This window comes from Mesorhizobium sp. M0088 (assembly GCF_040322895.1).
In the GTDB taxonomy this organism is placed as follows: domain Bacteria; phylum Pseudomonadota; class Alphaproteobacteria; order Rhizobiales; family Rhizobiaceae; genus Mesorhizobium.
In genome coordinates this window covers 55,112-76,249 of record NZ_JAMYUI010000022.1, presented here as the reverse complement: position 1 = coordinate 76,249, position 21,138 = coordinate 55,112, and the positions used below count along the sequence as shown (strand labels likewise).

Annotated in this window: 14 protein-coding genes and 4 pseudogenes; 14 read left to right on the top strand and 4 right to left on the bottom strand. The window is 59.7% G+C overall.

Features of this window, described 5'->3' with window-relative positions; translation table 11 throughout:
* Positions 1-51: 51 nt before the first annotated feature.
* Positions 52-1,508: pseudogene (locus tag NKJ67_RS24745) on the top strand (NAD-dependent succinate-semialdehyde dehydrogenase).
* Between the two features lie 216 nt (positions 1,509-1,724).
* On the opposite strand, the gene NKJ67_RS24740 reads toward NKJ67_RS24745, so the two are convergent.
* Positions 1,725-1,997 carry a hypothetical protein gene (locus tag NKJ67_RS24740; RefSeq protein ID WP_352583661.1) on the bottom strand — a complete coding sequence of 91 codons (273 nt, stop codon included), beginning with the start codon at positions 1,995-1,997 and terminating at the stop codon, positions 1,725-1,727.
* A 335-nt stretch (positions 1,998-2,332) separates the two neighbouring features.
* Here NKJ67_RS24740 and NKJ67_RS24735 point away from each other — a divergent pair, with 335 nt between their 5' ends.
* On the top strand, positions 2,333-3,988 hold the full coding sequence (locus tag NKJ67_RS24735; RefSeq protein WP_352583659.1) for an MFS transporter: 1,656 nt from the start codon (positions 2,333-2,335) through the stop codon (positions 3,986-3,988).
* Positions 3,989-4,244: 256 nt separating this feature from the next.
* Positions 4,245-5,297, top strand: a complete 1,053-nt coding sequence (locus NKJ67_RS24730; RefSeq protein WP_352583657.1) for an NAD(P)/FAD-dependent oxidoreductase — start codon at positions 4,245-4,247, stop codon at positions 5,295-5,297.
* 595 nt (positions 5,298-5,892) lie between these two features.
* Here NKJ67_RS24730 and hemN read toward each other — a convergent pair.
* A complete protein-coding gene (hemN, locus tag NKJ67_RS24725; protein ID WP_352583655.1) occupies positions 5,893-7,254 on the bottom strand; it encodes an oxygen-independent coproporphyrinogen III oxidase in 1,362 nt (453 codons plus the stop codon).
* A 983-nt stretch (positions 7,255-8,237) separates the two neighbouring features.
* On the opposite strand from hemN, the gene NKJ67_RS24720 reads away from it, so the two are divergent.
* The 5 genes and pseudogenes from NKJ67_RS24720 (at position 8,238) to NKJ67_RS24700 (ending at position 11,607) form a co-directional block, all read left to right on the top strand.
* On the top strand, positions 8,238-9,395 hold the full coding sequence (locus tag NKJ67_RS24720) for a porin (RefSeq protein WP_352583653.1): 1,158 nt from the start codon (positions 8,238-8,240) through the stop codon (positions 9,393-9,395).
* A 33-nt stretch (positions 9,396-9,428) separates the two neighbouring features.
* Positions 9,429-9,725, top strand: a pseudogene (locus NKJ67_RS24715) (hypothetical protein); the annotation flags it as partial.
* Positions 9,722-10,284, top strand: a pseudogene (locus NKJ67_RS24710) (thiamine phosphate synthase). The pseudogenes NKJ67_RS24715 and NKJ67_RS24710, both read left to right, overlap by 4 nt.
* Positions 10,285-10,339: 55 nt before the next feature.
* Complete coding sequence (locus NKJ67_RS24705) at positions 10,340-10,702, top strand: bifunctional hydroxymethylpyrimidine kinase/phosphomethylpyrimidine kinase (protein ID WP_352583651.1); 363 nt, start codon at positions 10,340-10,342, stop codon at positions 10,700-10,702.
* Positions 10,703-11,112: 410 nt separating this feature from the next.
* A complete protein-coding gene (locus NKJ67_RS24700; protein WP_031246656.1) occupies positions 11,113-11,607 on the top strand; it encodes a MaoC family dehydratase in 495 nt (164 codons plus the stop codon).
* Positions 11,608-12,408: 801 nt separating this feature from the next.
* On the opposite strand, the gene NKJ67_RS24695 is transcribed toward NKJ67_RS24700, so the two are convergent.
* A complete protein-coding gene (locus tag NKJ67_RS24695; RefSeq protein ID WP_352583649.1) occupies positions 12,409-12,885 on the bottom strand; it encodes a type II toxin-antitoxin system VapC family toxin in 477 nt (158 codons plus the stop codon).
* Positions 12,882-13,184, bottom strand: coding sequence for a hypothetical protein (locus NKJ67_RS24690; protein ID WP_352583647.1), 303 nt, complete (start codon positions 13,182-13,184; stop codon positions 12,882-12,884). The genes NKJ67_RS24695 and NKJ67_RS24690 overlap by 4 nt, the downstream gene beginning before the upstream one ends.
* A 436-nt stretch (positions 13,185-13,620) precedes the next feature.
* Between NKJ67_RS24690 and NKJ67_RS24685 the strand changes: the two are divergent.
* From NKJ67_RS24685 to NKJ67_RS24660, 6 genes and pseudogenes are all read left to right on the top strand, one after another.
* A pseudogene (locus NKJ67_RS24685) lies at positions 13,621-13,926 on the top strand (recombinase family protein); the annotation flags it as partial.
* Between the two features lie 222 nt (positions 13,927-14,148).
* Positions 14,149-14,505, top strand: coding sequence for an ArsR/SmtB family transcription factor (locus NKJ67_RS24680; protein WP_084026290.1), 357 nt, complete (start codon positions 14,149-14,151; stop codon positions 14,503-14,505).
* A gap of 28 nt (positions 14,506-14,533) precedes the next feature.
* Positions 14,534-15,871, top strand: a complete 1,338-nt coding sequence (glyA, locus tag NKJ67_RS24675; RefSeq protein ID WP_352583645.1) for a serine hydroxymethyltransferase — start codon at positions 14,534-14,536, stop codon at positions 15,869-15,871.
* Positions 15,872-15,924: 53 nt separating this feature from the next.
* The gene (gene metK, locus NKJ67_RS24670; RefSeq protein WP_352583643.1) at positions 15,925-17,097 is read left to right on the top strand and encodes a methionine adenosyltransferase; all 1,173 of its coding nucleotides are present in this window, start codon (positions 15,925-15,927) and stop codon (positions 17,095-17,097) included.
* 49 nt (positions 17,098-17,146) lie between these two features.
* Positions 17,147-18,139: an adenosine kinase gene (locus NKJ67_RS24665; RefSeq protein ID WP_352583641.1), complete on the top strand. Its 993-nt coding sequence runs from the start codon at positions 17,147-17,149 to the stop codon at positions 18,137-18,139.
* 875 nt (positions 18,140-19,014) lie between these two features.
* Positions 19,015-20,709 (top strand): alpha,alpha-trehalose-phosphate synthase (UDP-forming), encoded by a 1,695-nt coding sequence (locus NKJ67_RS24660; protein ID WP_352583639.1) that lies wholly within the window; start codon positions 19,015-19,017, stop codon positions 20,707-20,709.
* Positions 20,710-21,138: the final 429 nt, after the last annotated feature.

Genomic DNA, 21,138 nt, shown 5'->3' with positions numbered 1-21,138 from the left:
GTGACACGCCAATTGCATCGAGGAGGATTCGCGTTGCCCTTGTACAAGCCAATGCTTCGCCACCTGAAATCGCGCGAGCTGTTCGGAGCCATTGACCGGGTGCCGGCTCTTGGCATGCCAGTAAGCGAGCGGACCTTCGAGGTATCAAACCCTTCGACCGGCGAGGTGCTCGGGGAACTGCCCGACATGGGTGTTGAGGAGACGCGCGCGGCGATCGACAAAGCTCATGTGGCGCAACCTGAATGGGTCGCACTGACCGCGCGCGAGCGCAGCGACATCCTCTGGCGTTGGCACCAACTGATCGTCGACCAACCGACGATCTTGCAGCGATCCTCACTGCGGAGATGGGCAAGCCCCTAGCCGAAGCGAAGTCTGAGGTGGCGCATGCGGCCGCATATCTGCAATGGTACGCCGAAGAGGCTAATCGCATCTATGGTGAGACGATCTCGCCGCCCTCTACAGACCGTCGCATGCTGGTGATCAAACAGCCGATCGGCGTCGTTGGAACGATCACGCCCTGGAACTTCCCCGCCTCAATGGTTGCGCGCAAGATCTCGCCGGCTCTCGCCGCCGGCTGCACCATCGTGCTCAAACCTGCTGAACAGACGCCCCTCGTGGCAGGTGCAATGTTTGCTCTGGCCCATCTTGCCGGCTTTCCCGAAGGCGTCGTCAACCTCATCTACGCCTCCGAAGGCAATACGGTCGGCCGCGAACTCTGCTCCAACCCCAAGGTCCGCAAGATCAGTTTCACCGGTTCGACCGAGGTCGGCCGATTGCTCATGCGCCAGTGCTCGGACCAGATAAAGAAAGTCGGTCTAGAGTTGGGTGGCAATGCGCCTTTCATTGTCTTTGATGATGCCGACGTCGATGCTGCCGTCGACGGTGCGATCCAGGCCAAGTTTCGCAATGCCGGCCAGACCTGCGTTTCCGCCAACCGGCTTTACGTCCAGTCGGGCGTTCATGACGAATTCGTCGCCAAATTCGTGGAGCGTGTCCGTGAGCTTCAGGTCGGCGACGGCTTCGATCCAGGTGTCGCCATCGGTCCGCTGATCGACGGGCATGCACTGGCCAAGATCGAACTTCACATTGCCGATGCCTTGGCCAAAGGTGGCGCGATCCGATGTGGCGGCGGCCGGATCGGCAGCGATGGCAACTTTTTCCAGCCGACGATCCTCAGCAACGTCGCAAGGGAAATGATCGTGGCGCAAGAAGAGACCTTTGGACCCTTGGCGCCGATTATCCGCTTCGAGGATGCTGATCAGGCCGTCCGTGAGGCCAACGATACGATATACGGCCTCGCCGCCTACTTCTATGCTTCCAACCTGAAGCGTGTCTGGCGTGTGGCCGAGGCGCTGGAATATGGCATGGTGGGGATCAACACAGGACGCATGTCCTCAGAAGCCGCGCCTTTTGGTGGGATAAAACAGTCCGGCATCGGGCGGGAAGGTTCCCGCCACGGCCTCGAAGACTATCTTGAAATGAAGTACCTCTGCATGGGCGGCATCTGAGGTGGCGGGCGGCGATTGCCGCGATGAAGGCCAGCGGACGGCCGGACGCCACGAAATGGACCCGCAGTTTTCAGATTCGCGGAACAATCCACACCGAGTCTGCCTCATAAAGGGCCCCGGTTTTCCGCCTATTTTTTGGTGGTCGAACGTGGTCAATTGCCTTCGTCACTGTGGCGGAACGCGGCGCGATAGCCGGTTAGCAACAAGCTTTGGGCGTCATTTCTCTCTGGCGGAATAGACCTGTTCCGACAAAAGCCTGACCTTTGCCGGTCTTCTACGAGCCAGCGTTCGCGCCAAAAGTTCAAAGCCGCGTCCGTAACATTCAACAATGAAAGCTAGCCTTATCAGGTCGAGCAGAAAGTCGTCTATCGCATGCGTGAGCGCAACAGACCATTGTTCGAATCGAAGTAGCAAGGCGCGCGCCTCTTCGATCGCGGCCCGGCAATCGTCTGCGCCTATCAGTGAATCGATCCTGTCGAAGATCTGCAAGCGTCCTCACTCTCCCTAAGCCACACGCAGCGCATCGAACGCCGCTGATGAATAAGTCTTCAACAAAGAACAGGGTCGCGTTTCGCGAAAAGGCATCGCTCCGCAAAGTGCGCGTTGATTAAACCTGGTGCGTTAAGCGACAAGTGAATCCGACCTTGACAAGGCATCTTCGAAGGCGAGTGAGCCGGCCCACGCCCGCGTGCCGCGACCCTCAATGCCGAGGAAACTGTGCTGCACTCGTCGGAGGCAACCAGTTCCTATCTATTCTTCCCGCCGCCACGGTTCAGCCTAGATTACATGCGAAACGACAATAACGGAAAGCAAAGGTTCGCAAAATGAGTAGGGTGGCTGGATCAAACGAAGATTTGGCTGCACCAACGACCTTTGGGCCACTTCTGCAGCCGACCTTTCGTTCGATCTGGCTCGCGACGCAGGTTTCAAGCCTCGGCTGGTTGATGCAGACTGTCGCCATCAGCTGGCTGATGGCAACGATCTCGACTTCCGATCTGATGGTTGCGCTGGTGCAGGCTTCATCGAACCTGCCCGCTTTCGTCCTGTCCGTTTTTGCCGGAGCGCTCGCCGATAATTTCAGCCGGCGCCGGGTCATGTTCGCCGGTCGGTGCCTTATGGTGATTGCGTCCGCGATGCTGACCGCGTCCGTGGCGCTGGGCTTTGTCAGTCCGTGGATGATCCTCGGCTTCAGCTTCTTGATCGCAAGCGGCGGTGCTCTCAATGATCCGGCCTGGCAAGCGTCGGTTGGCGATATCGTGGATCGACGCGATGTTCCCGCTGCCGTCACCCTGCTTTCTGTTGGCTTCAACACCGTCCGGACTGTGGGTCCGGCGCTCGGCGGCATTGTGGTTGCCTCATTTGGCCTTATGGCGGCATTCGCCGTAACCACGCTCACCTATTTCGTACCCTTGGCTACCATTTGGCGCTGCAAGTGGAAGGTTCGTTCCTCCCCTCTTCCCCGCGAGTCGATGAGGACGGCAATTTATGACGGGCTGCGCTTCACGGCGATGTCATCGGAGATTAAGGCAGCGATCGCGCGCGGAACCCTCTTTGGCCTGGCGAGCATTGCCATACTCGCGCTGCTGCCGGTGGTTGTCCGCGACCAGCTGGGAGGAGGCCCGCTTGCCTATGGCGCGCTCATGGCCGGCTTCGGGACCGGTGCCGTTTTCGCCGGCCTCTCCAACAGCCTGTTCAGACGGAGCTTGTCGCAAGAAAGGCTGATGAGGCTCTCCTGCGTCGCCTGCGCGGCGTGTTCTCTCTCCCTGGCACTGACATCTTCGATTGCCGTGGCGGCAATTGCACTCGCCTTGGGCGGCGCGGGCTGGGTGACCGCCTGGTCCGGGGTTGGTGTGAGCGTGCAGCTGGCGAGCCCGCGCTGGGTCGTGGGGCGCACCATCTCGATCTACTATGCTTTGATAGACGGCGGCATCGCGCTCGGCAGCTGGGTGTGGGGCACGGTGGCCGAAAACCATTCGCTGGCTCTGGCGCTGGAGGGTTCCGCTGCCTCCCTGATGTTCGTCGCTGCAGCCGGCGTTCTGTTTCCTCTTCGCGAGCGCCGCGACTCAGAGCCCGATCCTCTGGAGGAATTCGATGCCCCGGCTGTCGCTCTCAATCTGAAGCCGAGAAGCGGCCCGATCGTGGTCAAGGTCGAATATCTGATTGCCGAGAGAAATCTCGAGGCTTTCCTCGACCTCATGCGGCAGCGGCGTCATGTACACAGCCGGGTCGGTGCTCGGAACTGGACGCTCCAGCGGAACTTGCAGAAGCCTATGCATTGGACGGAAACGTTCCGCACGCCGACCTGGACGGACTACCTTCGCCTCAATCATCGTCTGACGGAAGTGGACAAGGAACTGGACGAGCGTGTCTTTCAGCTGCACGCGGCCGAGACCCCACCTCAAATGACCCTTTCCATCGGGCGGCCGACAAGCTCGGCCCGCAAGCCCGAGCACTCAGCTTTTCGCCATCCCCGTCATTGAAGCCCGGCCGGCACAGAAAACGCGATTCTTGTCTATCGCGCTCAAACTGGTGCGGGAGACGGACAATCCACCAAAATTCGATGATGGGTGGCAGGGAAGAACCCCAGGCTGAGAGTGCGACCGATCGGTCCCCACGGTGAAGCGGAGCCTGGGGCTACAGCGGCACGCGACTATTGCCGCGAGTCACCTTTTGAATTTAAAGTCTTCCTCAGTCCGCCTCGCTGATCCGGGCCAACGCTATCTTGAGGTTGGCATTTTGTCCCGCCAGCTCGCTGAGACGATCACGTTCGGCGGCGACCACATCCGGACTGGCGTTGGCAACGATGCACCCGCGCGGAGCGTGCTGTTGCTGGAAGCAGGAAGGCATGATCGGCCAAAGCCGGGAGAGGTGCTGCCGGCAGTAGCGAATGGTCTGCTGCGTCAGCTTGGTGTCTGGACGCCGTTCGCCGAGGCCGGCTTCGTTGAAAACCGTGCGCTTGTTTCGGTGTGGGCCAATGAAGTTCCCAGCGAGCGGCACGGCATGTTTTCCGCTCAAGGTGCCGGCTGGCAGCTCGACCGGACGCGATTCGACCGGCTGATGGTGCAGGCGGCCAAGGCGGCAGGTGTGGACACGCGGTTTGGCTCGGCGGTGGGTTCGGCAGTGCGCGACGATCAAGGCTGGCTGCTCAAGCTGGCCGATGAAGCTATCGTTGCCCGCGCCGTGGTTTGGGCGACCGGTCCAGTTGGAGGCTGGCGCGATGTTTCGGCGCCAAGCTCGCCATGCACGGACATCTTGCCGCCTACACACGCTTTTTCGACCGCGCACCGGGCGATTGCAGCATGGTCGTCGAGGCGCGTCCCGAAGGCTGGTGGTACAGCGCCGACTTGCGCGTGCCTCACCGATCCGGATCTGGGCAGCGAACTGCGCAAAGCCGGACATTGGTACCGCGCTTTAGCCGCAACGCAGTCCGTCGCGCCGCTCGTGCCGCCCAACGCAATCGAGACCGCCAGCATGATCAAGGCGGCGGGAACCGCAACGATCGATCCCGCCGCCGGTGACCGCTGGGTCGCGGCGGGCGACTGCCTGTTCTGTGCCGATCCACTGTCATCACGCGGGATCGTGCATGCACTCCGCTCAGGGATCCTGGCGGCCTACGCGGCATCGGACATGCTGGACGGGCGTGGCGATTCGCCTGCGCCCGCTATGCAAAATCGCCACACGCGGCTTTGCCGATTAGCTCCCGGCGCTGGCTGCCCACTATGCAGCCGCCGCGCGACGGGACACGCCTTTCTCGCAGCGGCGGCGCAGCCATGTCTTCCACGCGTCTAGCATCGAAGGAGGGAGGTCAGAGGTGGTCTCGGGACGGGGTGCTCGGCATTTATGAAGCGACCGAGCGCCAGCGAGTGGTCGTCGGCGGGCTCGATGGCGGCATCAGGTCAGGGAACTCGGCCTCCATGATCATCTCCGATTTAATTCAAGTTTTTCTGTACATATTGACGATTGCACTACCTTCACCTCGTAGACGGCAATGCGGGCGGGTAGAGAGGGTTCTATGATATGACAAGCGATTTTCCGCCGCCCGAGTGCATTTAGATCGAGCGTATGACTACCTTTGTGGGGATGACCCGATGAGTCAAAGGGGCCGCGAAGCCTTGGACCTGCTAATTGAGGCGGTTGCCGTCGAAGAGTTCAAGCAGCCACGCCAAAGCGCTGAGGTGCTAAGGTTTCCGATCGGGCGCCGCTGCTGAGGTAATCTCCACGGCCGCCATGTAGCCTCGCGGGTGAGGCGCTCACGGCAGGGACTCGCCGCCCCGCGAGGGCCGGGAACGAACGCATTGGCAAACGGAAAGCCCACTTGCCAGACCAGCGCCCGGCCGGCGTGGCAAGTAGGCCGGCGGTTCCAAGCGGAGACATTGATGCCGGACTATGTCGTGCTTTGCATCGCATTAAGCTGCTGCGGGATATACGTAACGCCATCCCTAAACACATCGAATGCGGCAGCGACAGCGCGAATCCCAAAGCGATGCTCCCGCCGTACGCGGACAAAGCCGTTTTCGAAGTCCACTATCCCGTCCTTGGCCAGCATGGCCAAGCGCTCAGCCGAATCGCGAAGACGGATCGGATCAGATCCGTGGGCGACACAGATTGCCGGCACGTCAGCCTCGAAATCGCACATTAATCGCTCGATAATTGCGGCTCGCACGCGGTCGTCGTCTGTGAGGCGATGGCCCTTCGATGTAGCCAGTCGGCCAGCTGCGATGTGCTGGATGTAGGAATCCCGTGTAACTTCGTTTTGAACGTATCCCTGGCCGATGCGGCCGATAGCCGACGCGCCGAAACCGATCAGGGTTCTGCAGGTATCGGCCGAGTAGCCCAACGAGTTACGTCGCAGGCGACCTGTTTCCTGTGCCAGCGCGAGCTCGTCGTCCGGCAAGGCGAAATGGTCGAGCCCGATCTGTCGGTAGCCGGCGGCAATCAGCGTCACGGCGACAGCCGCATACTGTTCAGCGCGGGCAGCGCTGTCGGGAAGAAATTCCGCCTCGATGAGGCGCTGATTCTTTACTTGGGATGGGATGTGCGAGTAGCCGAACAAGGCAAGCCGGTCGGGGCGCATGGCGACCGCCGCCCTCACCGTTTCGACGCACGACTCCACCGTTTGACGCGGCAGGCCGTAGATGAGGTCGAAGTTGATGCGGCTTACTCTATGCCGGCGCAGCACTTCCACGGCAGCCGACGTCTGGGCCTCGCTCTGGATTCGGTTGATCGCTTTTTGAACAATGGGATCGAAGCTCTGTACGCCCAGGCTCGCGCGGTTCACGCCGGCCGCTCCCAAGCCTTCCGCCATCTCGGGCGTGAGCGTGCGTGGATCGATCTCGATGGCGACCGTAGCTGTTTTCGAGATGGCGAAGCGGCATCGCAGGAACTCCATCAGAGCGAGGAACTCGGCTGGTCCGATGAGAGACGGCGTTCCGCCGCCGAAATGTATGTCGCTCACGGGCAACGTCTTCGGCACTCGCTCCGAAACCAGACGGATCTCGTCACGCAGCGCCGCCAGATAGTTGAGGATGGGCGCATCACGGCGGGTGATGTTGGTTGGGAAGCCGCAATACCAGCAGGCTGATCGGCAGAACGGAACGTGCAGATAGAGTGACACCGGATCATCAGCCGGCAGGTTCCTGAGCCATTCCTCATAAGCCTCGGCGCCGACCGCCCCAGAGAACTCCGACACAGCCGGATAGATAGTGTACCAAGGCAGCCGGGCCTCTCGAAATTTCGTGGTCTGCAACGGTTACCGTCCCATGCTGATAACATCCAACCTTACCGCTGCGCTCGCCTGCGTCTTTGCGCTATGTCAGTCCGTTCCGCTTTGGGCTCGAAATTTTTAGCAATGGGCGCCGTTCAGTCTTGGCTGGACAGTGATGGTCTGAGCGCACTCGGTCAGCGACTGACGATGGTGTCCCCGCCGAAACCCTCACGCGCACCGTTTTGTTCGACGTCCCTTCCCTTCATCTGCGCGTGGGAGACTCTTCTGAGCGCAGATGCCGCATCCGATGAGACAATACGGTGTTGGGTCCAGACTTTGCACGCCAGCTAGCGCCGCCCATAATGATCTCTGCCGTCTCGATGAGCTCGTTGTGTGAATTGCTGGCAAGAAGCATTAGCTGTGCCGCGCCGCTTTCAGCACGAAAACCTGCTCGACGTGACCGTCAGGTCCGCCGCAATGCCAAGGCTGGCGCCTACCGACTCAGTGGTGCAAGGCTGCGGCGCGTGGTTATCGACCATCAGCTCGCCAAAGTGACGGCGTCGTACCGAGCGGTGGCCGCCGCATGATGCCTCAACGGCGGGGGTCACAGCAAACAATGCCGTCGCCATTAAGCCAAACTGTCGCCAAGCGAACAGACGAACCGTTTGCCGCTCGTGCTTGGGTGGATCCGCAAGGCAAAAAGAACAGAAGCGAACCAAGGTCCGCCCGCACATTTGAGCTTCAAGCCGCAGCTGGGTCGTCAGGGTGGCACGTCATTTGCAGTAGCACCCTTTGTGAGGCCCGCCGCGGAGTGAAAAGGGTGATTGTACAAAAATGTTGTATGATCGTCTGGAGTGATAACTACTCAATAAATGTGACAGCAAGTCTCAACCACATTCTAAATTCTCCTAAGGCGGCAGATGCAGCAACATTCCTAGGTTAAGATTGACTCGCTATCAATCGTTTGCTTAGCAAAAATCATTTATCGGTCTCGATTCCTTTTACTATTTAGACGGAGATCAACAATGACCATTGGGAGCCTCCTCCTCGGCTCAACTGCGGCACTGATCGCCGCTTCCGACGCTCGCGCCGTGATCATCGTCCCCGAGCCTGATCCCACTGAGTACCTCAAGATCTGCGACGTCTACGGCTCCAGCTACGTCTATATTTCAGGCACCGAGACCTGCCTGCGCATCGGCGGCTATTTTAGCTACTACGTGGGCTTGGGCGATGTCGGATTGTTTTACCACGCAAGAACCTCAGATGTGAGGACTGGTGAGGATCAGGGTACATGGCAAAACAACACGCGCTTCACACTGAAAGCTTGGACCGGCCAGGAGACCGAACTCGGCACGTTGAAGACCTACACCGAAACCCGCGTGAATTTCGGTAACCGCCACACTTCGGTTTCGGACAGTTCTCGGTCCTATGCCTTCAACGGAGACAGCATCTTGACTTCCGCCTGGATTCAGCTTGGTGGCCTCCGAGTTGGTAAGGACTGGTCGGCCTTCGACATGTTTATTGGCGGCGCGGGTGACGTACTCAACCAGACGCCGGTTCCGTACGGCGCTTTGGATACCAATGTGGTCCAGTACTACTTCGACGCCGCGAACGGCTTTTCCGCCGTGGTTTCGCTCGAAGAAGGCTCAGGCGTGGTCGGCACAATCGACAACTACGCTCCGCACATAGTCGGCGGCTTGAAATACACACATGGCTGGGGAGCGATCACCGGCGTTGCTGGTTATGATAGCAACTACGAATCGGTAGCCGCCAAGGTCCGTGTCGACATCAATGTCACCAACGAACTGTTGCTGTTCGGAATGTTCGGCTACGGTTCCAATGGCAAGCTCAACGACGAGTCCATGAACGCGATCGACGCTCATGGTCGCGGCTTCTATAAGATTTGGGGCGGGAACTGGGCTTTTTGGGCTGGCGCCGCTTACGACGTCAACGAGACAACTTCGTTCAACCTTCAGCTCTCGGGTGATCAGCTCAAGAACTATGGTGTCGCTGCGAACGTCGCCTACGCGCTTCTTCCAGATTTCACAGTTACGGCTGAACTCGACTACGACCGCTACGGAGGCTCCGCCGTCGGAAAGGTGAAAGCTTCCGAAGTGAACTGGGCCAATGCCAACAAGAAGAGCAGTGTCGGCGGTATCCTGCGTTTCGAACGCTCATTCTAATGCGATGAAGCGTTGAGCTCCGAGGTCCAGTTGATGCGCGGACATTTCCTCTACATTCCGTTGATTGTGGATGCCCGGCTCGGACGGCCGTCGTACGCGGCGACCGTCATGGAGCTCAGGTTTGACGCCGTGCTCCTGAACATGGCGGTCCCGAGGGCGGCCGATCCGGTCGGCATGGCGCGTGCGTTCGGCAAAGCGGTCGATGCCGGTCGTGAAGCTTTCAACTCGGGAATGCTCGAACCGCGCTACCCACCGACATCGGCAGGGCTGTCTTCTCATGAAGTCGTCGACGTGCCGGCTGGATTGACCGGCTGGTGCCGCTCGGCGTGAGTCTGGTGCAGCTCCGGATAAAGGATATGGACGAGAAAGGACTGCAGACGGAAATCCGCCGCGCGAACGACGCCTGCGCGGTCCATGGTTGCCAAGTGAGCGTCAACGACTATTGGCGCACGGCAATCGAGGAAGGCTGCGACTCGCCCATCTTGGTCAAAAGGATTTGGCTGCCGCCGATGCTGACGATGAAATACGCCGGATTGAAGCTCGGCCTTTCGATCTTACGATCACACCGAACTGCGCCAGTGGCCGAGCCGGAGTATGTGGCGCTCGGCCCAGTCTATCCAACTAGCCTCAAGAAGATGAATGGGCATCGCAAGGGCTCGAGCGGATCAGCGAGTGGAAGCACCAGGTCGCGCCGATCCCATTGGTCTCCATCGGCGGCCTCAACCTGACCGGCTCGAAGGCGTTTTTCGAGGCTGGCGCCGAAAGCGCAGCCGTGGTCACCGACCTTGCGCTGAACGACGCCCCAGAAGCGCGCACGCGAGAATGGATCGAAAGACAGAACAATAGCGCTGGGGAGAGAACCGCATCTGCTCGTTGTTGTAGGGTCTGATTCCCGCGGTGGGGCTGGAATTGCCCGCGAGATCGAGACGATCGCTTGCCTTGACGTGCGCACCTGCCTTGCTGTCAGCGCGCTGACGGTGCAAACCCAGGAAGACGCCTTGGAAATCCAAGTTACGCAACCCGGTCTGGTGACGGGTCAAATGCGCGTTGCGCTTCAAGCTAACAGAGTGGCCGGCACCAAGGTTGGCATGCTCGCAACGGCTGAGATCATCGTCGCTGCGGTTGCCGCTGTGCTGCGCGAATATCGGGCGCATATCGACAGTCCAGATCCGGTGCTGGCTTCCACGTCAGGCCGAGCGCTTCTTGAAGCAAGCGCCATTCCGCATCATGAAGTAGCATCTGATGCCGCTTTGCCGTGTCGACACCCAATGTCATTGAACTGGCGCTTCTTGCCGGCTCAGAGCTAGCGGCCAATGAGGTCGGCGCCCTTCAAGAAGGACCACAAGCTACCCCGTCTGCTGGACTACTCCTCCACCATTCGAGACACGGATGGTTCCTATCCAGACAATTGATTTTATCAATCTGCGACAATACCGCATAGCGGCGCCGGCGGAATGATCATCCGTAGCAAGACGAGCTGCTTTCGGCGGCCTGCCGGACGCGCACCGCGACCGAGTACAAGCCGGCTCGTCTGCAGCCATGTTCGGATCGGCCGCATCGGTGCGCCGAATGAGATTGCCGGCGGAACGCTCTATTCGTGCAGCTGTGACGGCAGTCATCTCACCGGGGCCATCCTGCCGATGGATGGCCGGCAGTCGGTGCAGCATGGGCTGACACTGTTCACGGAATGAAGCCGCTCGCGCTTCGGACGGTTGAAATGGAGGACATTAGCTTGGAACCGATCAGTCTCGACGAGCTTCTGGCCAGCGTCGGCAAGGAAGTCGGCGTGTCGCCGTGGCGGGTGGTCTCGCAGCGGATGATCGACCAGTTCGCCGAGTCCACCGATGACCACCAGTTCATCCACTGCGATCCGGAGCGCGCCAAGCGCGAGACGCCGTTCGGCGGCACCATCGCACATGGCTTCCTGTCGCTTTCGCTTTTGTCGGCGATGACTTTCGAGACCATGCGGCCGCTCGAAAACTGCAAGATGGGTGTCAACTATGGCTTCGAATCGCTGCGCTTCCTGGCGCCGGTGAAAACCGGATCGCGCATCCGCACCCGTTTCGTACTGGCCGACATCAAGGTCAGGCCGTCGGGCTGGGTGCAGACGGCGCTGGGCGTGACGATTGAGATCGAGGGCTCGAAAAAGCCGGCGCTGACCGCGCGCTGGTTGACGCTGACGCTGATCAAACGCCAGCCGGAGGCGGCCTGAATTGCTCAACGAGCGTCAGCAGAGACGATCTTCACGTGCCGGGGCGATGTAGGCGACCAGTGCGCACCGATCGGCAACGCGGCCACGGGGGTCGGCTAGATAGAGTGGCAGGAATGCCTAATCGGGGCTCCGTCTCGGAAGGGGCGTCGATGTATCGGAAGCGCTTCGGCTTTCGGCGCTGCATTCCTTGTTCACGAAGTCCATGGAGAATTCCCGACCACGGGGTCGAAAGATCGGCTTGTGATCGGAGTGGGCAGATCCTCCCCGACTGAATCTGCCAATAGGGTGTTATCGAGTTAACCGGGTCGAACTTGAGGTCGCGGGTGTCGCTGATCGGCTGCTCGTCGAGCTCGAGAGCTGCCAGCTAAAGGCAGAACACGCCGATGCCAAGAGCTCCGCAGTTGATGTGGACGCCCAGAGCTGGGAGTACAGACCGACGAGTTCCCGGCGGGCGAACTTGCCATTGGTAGCGCGCCAGACCAGTCGCGAGAAAGCCTCGATGAGAAGGCCCCGAGCCGCGCGCGGCATCGACTATAGTGGCGTTTGGCGAGAGGCCTTCGAAGACGAGATCGAGTGTAAGATGGACGAGCTCGACACGCATATCGCGCAGTCCCTGCGATCGCGCCTTGTCCGCGGCGCTCGTGCGTGCGAACTGTTGGTAGATCGAGCTGACTAGATGAACCGGGATGGCATTAAAGCGGAACTGGAAGAGACGCCCCTGGCCGAACTAAGCAAGATCAATCCAGCCATCGCTAAAGGTAGGCGAACACGAGACGTTCGGACTCCGTGCCGCTGAAATCCTCAAACTGAATCGGCCGGACCGTTGGAGCTATCATCACCCGCTTGGCTTCCAGAGCTACGGAGCGGGTTGATTATCTGAACGTCCTCGAAGTCCTTTTCATTGTCGGTCACTACGACACACTCGTTGGCTTCAGCTATAGCGGCAATGATTGTGTCTAGGGCGCTCCGCGAACGGCCTCTGGCTTTGCCGTTGGCCATCAGCCGCGCCCACACGAGGCCGGCTTTCTCGTCGAACGATAGCACGCGGCCAGCGAACAGCGCTTGCGGGCCTTCGGAGCCCTCGAACCAAGTTTCAAGGCTGCTGCGCTTTTTCCCCTTCGGCTTCTCTAGGATGCCTCGGCGAATTTCGGCGACAGTAAGCGAAGCAATGAAGAGGTCTTCGTCCTTCTGCGCGCCCATCCAGGCCAGCAACGAGCCCGAAGGCTCCGGCTTTATGACGTTGCTGATGATATTGGTATGAAGAAGGTAGCGCGTCACAGGTCGATCTTGCGCCCCTCTTCGCGCGGCCGGCTGAGGTCGAGACTGGAGCCAACCAGAGGCGAGCGACGCAACGCGGCGAGAATGCTGCCCGCTTTCGGTGGCTCACCCGCCACAGCTTGCTGTATGGTCCGACGAAGCTGTCGGGCATCCGGCCCGCTCTCCGTTAATTTTCGGGCGAGAGTTCGCAGTAGATCGCGGTCTGCGTCGAACGCCAGGATCTCGAACCGCGCGATGCCGCGCTCAGCCAGGCGAGAGCGATAATTCTCGATGGCTCTCTTCTGTGCAGTGTTGCCCATCGCGTGCCTCCGTTCTCTATCCGGATATATAGCCATGGCTTCTTCGGAGCACAAGGTGCCCCGTCATCGGCCAGCACTGGCTCCTGCGCGACGCGCGTTATTGATCACAAAGAATTTCCATCTTGTCGAAGCACTGTGACTTCGCATCATTGTCGCGAAATGGAGTATTTCGCGTCAGGACAGGAACGCGATCAAAGCGCGACCGAAACGTGCAACAGCCGAAAAGCTTCGTGTGGTCGCCGGCGCGGCCCGCGAATCGGCTGTGCCTGCGTTGCCGAAGCCCGATCGACGCTTCGTCAATCTGGTCCTTGCTGGCGCGACAGGCCGCACGGGATTTCGTTCAAGCCGAAACGGATAGCCAAACGCGAGACCGCGTCCCGGAGTAAGGGGCCGCCTCATGAAGGTCGCGCTTGGCGCTCGCTAGTCAACTGGCAAACACCGAGACGCCTCGATCGAGGATCAGTTGCGGCTCTGCTGCTTGCGTGCTGAAAAGCAAGGCTGGACAGTCGTCGACAGCAATACCCACCGCGCGATCTGGGGCGCGTCGCTGTTGCGTCCCGGCCTTCAGGAGCTGATCAGCGATGCGATGGAGGGCAAACTCCTGATCGTGCTCGCAGAGGCGATGGATCGCCTGACGATGACCGCTGCAAACCGGGAGCAGGCCAGGCTGGGCAAACGTTGCAACAGATCCTTCAAGGAAAATCATAGACTCTTAGCAACTCCGGCTTGCTGTGAATGGTAGGCTTATTGCAACGTCCAAACCGTGGCCCCGCTTGTCTTCGACTCGCCGAACTGCCTGCAATTTCGGCTAAAGGCAAGAAGAGCGCCCATTTGTTTGTTCGACACAGGATATCGACGGTCGTCACGGCCACCGAGATTTGTCCGGTCGTTGGACAACCTTCGAAATCTGCAGCTTCTGTGGAGAACGCGAAATGAGAAATTCGGCAGGACTTGGTCCTGAGCCATGATGACACTGGTTAGTCGCCTACGCATGGCAGCGCATCCAGACCGCCTTCGAATCCTGGGCCTTTGTGCGCATGCGGACCTAACTGTCTGCGAGCTAGCGGAGATTCTGGGCGTGTGTCGAGAGCGGGTTGCGCGACACGTCCGGCTGCTCGCCAGAGCCGACTTTCTTTGCTGCAACGAACAGCCTCCGTGGCGCTCGTACCATCTCAACGCAGGATCCAACGACGGCGGGCTGGTTCAATTATTGGTCGATCTCCTGCCCCATCGCGACGGCTATCATAAACAGGACCTGCAGCGGCTCGAAGCGGTACGAGACACGCGGCCGAAGGGGACCGCGTGCTTGATCGTGAAATAGGTCAATCCAATTGGAGCGCGAAGCTACCATGGACAACTCCGCAGACGGTGCGATCGCACAGCCCGACACCCACGGGCGGTCTTCCTTGGCCGCGGTTGATTGCCGCGTTCACGAGCTGCTTCTGAGACAGGAGCGGCAGGAGCGGACGACCCTCAAGCTCATCGCCTCAGAGAACTTTGCGTCCTCGGCCGTGCTGGAAGCGAACGGCTCGATTTTCACGAACAAGTACGCCGAGGGGTACCCCGGTGCGCGCTACTACGCTGGAAACGAGATCGTTGATGAGCTTGAGAATCTAGCCATTGAGCGCCTGAAATCACTATTTGGCAGCGAGCATGCCAACGTCCAGCCTTATTCCGGCTCGCCGGCCAACCAGGCTGTCTATCGTGCGCTTTTGAGTCCCGGTGACAAAGTCATGGGCTTGCCCCTTCCGGAAGGGGGCCATCTGACTCATGGTTGGGCCATCAACTTTTCCGGTACTGACTATCAACGCGTGCCCTATGGGTTGGATGAAACGACACAGCAGATTGACTATGACCGCTTGCGCGAGACAGCCAAGCGGGAACGGCCGCGGCTCATTTGGGTCGGCGGAACTGCTTACCCGCGTGTCTTTGACTACGCGGCAATGGCAGAAATTGCCCTGGAAGCGAACTCCTATCTCGTAGCCGACATTGCGCACATCAGCGGCCTGATTGCCGCGGGAGCGCACCCGAATCCCGTGGGCCATTGCGACGTGGTCAGCAGCACGTCCCACAAGTCGATCCGCGGTCCCCGCGGTGGCTTCATTTTGTCAAGGAACGAAGATCGCTATCAGGCCCTGTATCATACAAAGAGCAAATACAATCTCGCCAGACGAATAGACCGGGCGGTCTTCCCTCACCTGCAAGGCGGGCCTCACATGAATGCCATCGCTGCGCTAGCGGTTGCCTTGCACGAAGCCGCGAACCCGTCCTTCCGAAGCTACGGCCAACAGACGGTCAAGAACGCCAAGGCTCTGGCACATGCACTGCTTGAGCGAGGTCATGACCTGGTGACCGGGGGGACGGACAATCACATGCTGATCCTTGATCTTCGCAATCGGCCACTATCGGGCAAGGCCTATGCCGAGCGACTAGCAAAGGCAGGAATCATCACAAACTTTAATATGGTGCCTGGCGACCCGCGGGATCCGGCGGTCACAAGCGGAATTCGCCTGGGGGCACCAGCAGTGACGTCAATGGGCATGCGCGATGTGGAAATGGAGCAAATTGCTGGCTTCATTGACTCCGTCCTCCAGCGGCCAGACGACGAAGATCTCCATGCCTGCGTGCGAAGAGACGTTGCCGACTTGTGCGCTGCGTTCGAGGTCCCGGGCATCTCCGACAAGTAAGGTGGGCCAAGCAAAATGCCCATACCACATCCAACACCCGAAGCGAGGTATTCATGGCTAGGCAGTTCGTGTTCTCTTCCGAATCGGTTGGCGCGGGGCACCCGGATAAGTTGGCCGACAACATCTCGGATGCCATCCTCGACGCCATCCTCCGCACAGATCCCAAGGCGCGCGTCGCCTGTGAAGCGTTGGTAAAATCAGGGATAGTCGTTCTGGCTGGCGAGATTACCAGCGATGTCCAGGTGGATTACAGCCAAGTTGCGCGCGATACGATTCTCGACATTGGGTACGACGACGAGGCCGTCGGCTTCGACGGCCGGCGTTGCTCCGTCGTCCATGCCCTCACCGAGCAGTCGCCCGACATCAGCCAAGGCGTTGACGAGGGAAGAGGGCAAGACCTCCAGCAGGGAGCGGGAGATCAGGGCCTCATGTTCGGCTACGCATGCCGCGAAACCGATACCCTGATGCCTTTGCCGATCCAGCTCGCTCATCGCTTGACGAAACGGCAGGCGTATGTCCGGAAGGCACAGCTTGGCTGGTTGCGTCCTGACATGAAATCCCAAGTCTCAGTGCGCTATGAGGGGTTGCGCCCGGTCGCCCTGGATACCATCGTCGTGTCGACGCAACATGACGAGCAGGTCTCGCAAGAGACTGTCCGCGAGGGCGTCATTGAGGAAATCATAAAGCCTGTCCTGCCGACCCACCTGGAGACGGAAGGCATCAGAATTCTGGTCAACCCGACGGGGCGGTTCGTAGTCGGCGGGCCGCGCGGCGACTGCGGTCTCACTGGACGCAAGATCATCGTCGATTCCTATGGCGGGATGGGTCGTCATGGCGGCGGCGCCTTCTCGGGCAAGGACCCGTCCAAGGTTGACCGCTCGGCTGCCTATGCGGCCCGCTATGTCGCAAAGAACATCGTCGCCAGCGGACTTGCGGACGTGTGCGAGGTGCAGCTTGCTTACGCAATCGGCGTGGCCAGTCCGGTTTCCGTCATGGTCAACACGTTCGGGACAGCCAGGGTTGAGGAAAGCAGGATCGAGCGCCTCATTCTTGAGTTGTTCGATCTCAGACCGAAAGGCATTATCAAGATGCTTGATCTCTTGCGCCCTATATACCGCAATACAGCCACCTATGGCCATTTCGGCCGTGAAGAGCCTGATTTCACCTGGGAGAAGACAGACAGGGCGGACGAATTGCGTCGCGAGGCAGGACTAGCCGCCCCGTGAAGCCGCCGGCGAGCGAATTGGCAAGCGGAAAGCCCAAGCGGAGACATTGATGCCGGATTATGACGTGCTTTGCATCGGCAATGCCATTGTCGACATTATCGCCCAGTGCGACGACGCTTTTCTGGTGACCAACGGCATCATCAAGGGTGCCATGAACCTCATCGATACCAAGCGCGCCGAGCTGCTCTACAGCCACATGGGGCCGGCGATCGAGGCCTCCGGTGGCAGCGCCGGCAACACGGCGGCCGGCGTCGCCAGCTTCGGCGGCCGCGCCGCCTTCTTCGGCAAGGTGTCCAACGATGCGCTGGGCGAAATCTATGCGCACGACATCCATGCGCAGGGCGTTGCCTTCGACACCAGGCCGCTCGAGGGCGAGCCGCCGACGGCGCGCTCGATGATCTTCGTCACCCCGGACGGCGAGCGCTCGATGAACACCTATCTCGGCGCCTGCGTCGAGCTTGGGCCGGAGGATGTCGAGGCCGACAAGGCGTCTGGCGCCAAGGTCACCTATTTCGAGGGCTATCTGTGGGACCCGCCGCGCGCCAAGGAGGCGATCCGGCAGACGGCGAAGCTCGCGGACGAGGCCGGGCGCGAAGTCTCGATGACACTGTCGGATTCGTTTTGCGTTGACCGCTACCGCGACGAGTTCCTCGATCTGATGCGCTCGGGCACGGTCGACATCGTCTTTGCCAACAGCGACGAGATCAAGTCGCTCTACCAGACCTCGTCCTTCGACGAAGCGGTGGCGCAGATCCGCAAGGACTGCAAGATCGCCGCCGTCACACGCTCGGAAAAAGGCTCGGTTATCGTGCGCGGCGACGAGACCGTGGTCATCCATGCGACCGCCATCAAGGAGCTGGTCGACACGACGGGCGCGGGCGATCTCTATGCCGCCGGTTTCCTGCATGGCTACACGCAGGGCCGCGACCTCAAGACCTGCGGCGACCTTGGCTCGCTGGCGGCCGGCCTGGTGATCCAGCAGATCGGCCCAAGGCCAAGGCAGAATTTGCGCCGCGAGGCGGAACGGGCTGGGTTGCTGTAGATGCGCGGGCAACTAACCAGCCGCCCTACTGACGCGATCATCGCAGTGGCGGAACTGTGTCAAAGCTCGCTGATAGCGACAGCCATTCGCTTCGGAGAACTGACCGATTCTGCTGCCGTGAAGCTCGCTGGAAGAGCGGTGCAAGGCGGGCTTGCCTTGACGGCATTCACCGTCATCGAGATCGCCACCGGCATTCTCCAGAAGCTCAGCTTGGGGAAGGCCAGTAAGGTTCCTGAGGTAACGGAGAACTCGCGGCGTCCGTCGGAGCACTTGACTTGCGACGTCCCACGATGCCGAATGCGGGCTGACTGGTTCGCCATTGGTATGGGACCAGCGGAATTGCCAGCAGGGCTTCATCTTCGTCAATCTCGACGAGGCGCCGGATGTGGAGCCCGGCATTCGCGGATGTCAGGAAGTGCTCGCCTGGCTGGTATTCACATCGCGGTCTGGGTTCCACGATTTTGGGATCGTCGAGGGCAACGAGGAAGGGATTCAAAAACGGGCCCTGACGAGCGGAAAGGGACTATCCCGCCCTCTCCGATCTCCGTGTCAAAACTCTTCGGCAGACGCAGGATCGCATCACAGGGCCCGGCAGCCTTGGCGGCAGCGACATAGTTTCAGTTCATTTCAACAGGTGCTGGCATCTACTGGGTGTATCTCTTATCCGAACAATCCAACAATTACCGCAAGCACGGTCCGCTCGATCGGGTCGACAGCTATTTTCGCGATAAGCCGGTTCTTGAGGGCGCCGAAGCCGAAACGCGACAATCGGTCGCCATTTGCTCTGACGCTCGTCAGATTCTCGTCAGCAGGGGGTGTGCCAATCTGGGAATGCCAGTTGCTCCATCATGGGGAATATTCAACGGAGGCATGAAATGGACGCATTGAACAACGCCAACTCGCCGCGCCGGAACCTCACATGGCAAACTGGGGCTGTTCACGAACTAATCGCTTTTGAACAACCCCTGAGAGACTTGCCACAGGAGCGAGAACAACAAGCCGAAGTTGGCCCGTCCCGTCCTGTTGTCTCAGCCGCAGACCAGCGCTTCAACACGGCGGCCCAGCAGCCACATAGGAGTCTTATCGCAATTTCCAACCGCGGTGCGACTGTCAATTCTGATCAGCCCAAGACAGGCGGGCTTTCGGCGGCCCTGGAGTGCGTCGTGGAGCGTTCCGGCGCGGTCTGGGTAGGTTTTTCCGAGCATCTGGGCGACGGGGATAAGCAACAGGTGCCCCTCGTGCAGCGTGGCAAAGGTCAAATCGGGTGGCTCGATGGGCCGGCAGCGGACTATTCTCGGTACCATCAAGGTTTTGCAAATTCAATATTGTGGCCGGCGCTCCACTCGCTGCCGGACCGGATCTCAGGCTCGGAAGAGGATTATAAAAGTTATCGCGACGTCAATGCCTTCATGGCGCGCGCGGTGTCCGAATTGGGAGATAACGCAGTCTACTGGGTTCATGACTACCATTTCCTGCCGCTCGGCGCTGATTTGCACAGACTCGGCATTGACCGGCCGATCGGCCATTTCCTGCATACGCCATGGCCCGAGTCTGACATGATGGAGCGCGTGCCCAATTCTGGCGAGCTAATGAAATGTATGCTCGAGTATGATCTGCTCGGTTTCCAGACCGACCGTGATGTGAGCAATTTCCTCGCCTGTGTCCAATCTCATTTGGGGCTGGAGAGCAAGAACGGGGTCGTTTTCTCGGACCATGGCCAGACGCAATGCCAAAATTTTCCTATAGGTATCGATCCGAAGCAATTCGAACAGTGTGCCGCAGATTCGCTTGAGGCGCAGAAAGCCTACATTTCGCAGTTGAAACTTGGCGGAGCAAAGCTAGTTATCGGCGTCGATCGGCTCGACTACACCAAGGGCATCGACAATCGGATTAAAGCTTTCGATCTGCTGGCAGTCGAGCCGCAACGTGTCTCGCTCTTGCAAATCGCAACTCCCTCACGTGGCGACATCCAAGCGTACAGCGAATATCGGCGCGACGTCGAAAGACTCGTCAATCAAGTCAACAACCGGCATGGCACGGACGAGTGGATGCCGATTATCTATGAGAACAGGTCGTTCACCCAAGCTGAGATAGCGGGTCTTTACAGAGCCGCGCGTGTTTGCGTTGTGACGCCGTTGCGCGATGGCATGAATCTTGTGGCGAAAGAATACATTGCTGCACAAGATCCGAGCGACCCTGGCGTTCTGGTGTTATCGAAGTTTGCCGGCGCGGCCGAAGACTTCGGCGAGGACGCCCTGCTGGTAAATCCGAGGCTCTCCGACGAGATAGCTACCGCGATCTCAAGAGCGGCCAGCATGCCGCGCGAAGAACGCATCCAACGCTGGCGGAGGATGATGGACAAACTTGAAGCGTATACGATCCACCATTGGTCAGCGGACTTCGTTCGGCAACTGGACAGCAGCCGGGTTACGGTCCCTGCGGATCACTTCCACTATGTTGGCTTGGGCTGGATCAGCGAGGCCCAAATGCCTTCGTATCGGACCGAGCCAGAATTGCACACCGCGCTGACGCGTGCACTGGATAAAAACTGGGTCCTGCCGATCGTATGATGCAGAATATGAAGCACGCGAGCTTTGCCTGCATTTGCGCATCCCTCAATGCCGAGCGCTTGGAGAGAGAGATACTTATCCTGACCGCCTGAATGCGGCTTAAGCGGCTTATCGGGACCACAGTCGGGCTTTGCATCAGACCCTTGAGCCAGGCTCCGTCAGTGTGGTCTCTTGCCGCCGAGCGGAGTCATCACGATTGCCTAGTCACCCGTGATGACGACTGGCGTGCCAATTCCCCTCGGACCACGGTTTGGCTCTCTCCGAGAAAACCGCTTCTACCACGCACGCACGGCTTGCGGCCGCATCGTTAAACATCGCCACCAATGCGATCTTCTGCATTCTAATGACGTTGTCACGCGCTTGAAGTCTTGTCCGAAATCCTTCATCGGCGACCTGCGAGGGATGTCGCAGCCCGACAGGGATCCATTA